Origin of the sequence: Rhizobium sp. TBD182 (assembly GCF_001950375.1) — a bacterium.
Classification (GTDB): domain Bacteria; phylum Pseudomonadota; class Alphaproteobacteria; order Rhizobiales; family Rhizobiaceae; genus Agrobacterium; species Agrobacterium tumefaciens.
On sequence record NZ_BDLN01000012.1, the window covers coordinates 67,827 to 69,685 of the forward strand.

A 1,859-nucleotide genomic window follows, 5' to 3' on the forward strand; every position below is an offset into this window, starting at 1 on the left:
ACCCAAGGCAGACGAAAGCCTCGCCAGTCTCCCTCGGGGAGGGTCGTCCAGTGCTCCCAAGGAGCCAGCAAGAGAAAAAACAGGGCCTCCTCAAACTTGGGGGGAAACCGCCCCTTGTGCGGCTCGATCCGTCCCAGGTCCTTGCTGAAGTCCAGCACAAACATGGGAACTGCTCTTCCCTCCGGCTCATGCTCAAATGTTGACGTTTCTTGGACCACGAGCCAGTGAAACTGCGCAAATCGATCAGCATCGAACTGGTATCGCGGGTAGAGGCGCTTTAGCCGAGGTTCGTCGAACAATGTGCGAAGTTCGGATGGCTTTAGGCGGCAAACTGAGGCCGATCCAAACGCGAGCCGCGGTAGGTCTGCAGCCAGATCGAGCGGTGCGAGATAAGTCCGGGTTGATTGGGTGGCGCGGAAGGCTGCATCCAGGTCAGCCGCCGCCGCCTCCACAGGCACCGCCAGTTCCGGCGTGGCACTTGGGTGGTGACATGGCAAACCCAGCGATCTTAGCGCCGTAGAAAGGGCAAAGTTCGGCCCCGCCTTTCCTCCGCCGGAGTAATCATTTCGGCAGACGTCTCGAAGGCGCACAAACGCCGGGTGCTTAAGAATGTTGTCAGGCGCAGGTGGACGGAGTCGCCATAGCTCGCCCATCGCATCGAGCATTTCGGCGCTTGGACCGATCATTTCCTCGCTCATGATGTGATGCGAAGCCGCCGCAGAAGCTTGCGCAGGACGGCCTCATAATCTTCTTCCCTGGAGAAATCGGCATAGAGCTTGCCCTTCAAGAATTCCGGCAGCTCACAAGCCTCGTAGAGCAGTGGCAGCACCACAACTTCACCGCTGGCGATTTCCCTGTTCATCGCTACGTCCAGTTCCTTCTTAACCCAGGGTGCCCCGATAGACTTCTTCGACAACACGACCGCGATATATCGGCTGAGCTTGATGCCCTCCTCAATTTTCGCGATAAGTGAATCGCCAATGTCGATCTCGGCTTCGTCCAGCCACACTTTCTGAACGCCGTGTGCGATTAGATCATTCCGAAGCCTACGGACGAAGGGTTTATCGACGCCGGTATGGCTCAGAAAGATGCCATGATATTTGTCTTGGGCGGGGTCATTCTTTTCCACCGCTAAGCTGTCACGAACAAGCTGATTTACAGCTTCCTGCGAAGTCGGAGGGGTAAGTAACCAACCGTTTGTTGCTCCAAGTGTCACCTTACCGCCTAGACTATAGCCTTCAGGGGTCGTGGCGATCGTGGTGAATCCGTCGGTCGGATCGGACAGGCAGAGAGTCCAGCCATCTGAACTGGTTAACTTATCGAAGTATCTCACAAAGGGGCTGTCTGGATCTAGGCTACCCATTCTCCGTCCCTTCTTCACAAGGAGATCCGACCGCTTCACCAGGCTGGAGACCTTCGGCGCAAGGTAGCCTAGATGGGTTTCTCGATAGCCAAAAAAATTGATCTTTTTCGGTTCCGAAAGGCACCAAACCACGGTTGCACCGTCGGAGATCGCGACCTCCATTTCTTTCTCTCGATCGTCTTGATCGAAGGCTGTATCGATATCGTATCGCTCATTCTCGCGTTTGAGATTGCCGAGTTCATTTTGCTCGTTTGAAAATTTCCCTGCCCTACCGAACAGAAAATGACTGTAACTCTCTGGGTTGATGATGATAGTGTCATATTCATAAAGTGGATACGCCGCACGTTCGCGATCCACCCCGGGCCGGCATAGGCCTAAATTGTCGATTTCCACCCCCGCGATAGGGGCGTCGGTGTACATCACTCCAACCGTCAACACTCTCTTCATCAGAAATTCCTTTGCCGTTCACAGCTCCGCAATATTAATACGACTCTTC

Annotated in this window: 1 protein-coding gene and 1 pseudogene; both read right to left on the minus strand. The window is 54.7% G+C overall.

The window, feature by feature from the left end:
* Positions 1 to 698: pseudogene (locus T18_RS28050) on the minus strand (hypothetical protein); the annotation flags it as partial.
* On the minus strand, positions 695 to 1,810 hold the full coding sequence (locus T18_RS24240; protein WP_010892463.1) for a toll/interleukin-1 receptor domain-containing protein: 1,116 nt from the start codon (positions 1,808 to 1,810) through the stop codon (positions 695 to 697). The pseudogene T18_RS28050 and the gene T18_RS24240, both read right to left, overlap by 4 nt.
* Positions 1,811 to 1,859 lie beyond the last annotated feature (49 nt).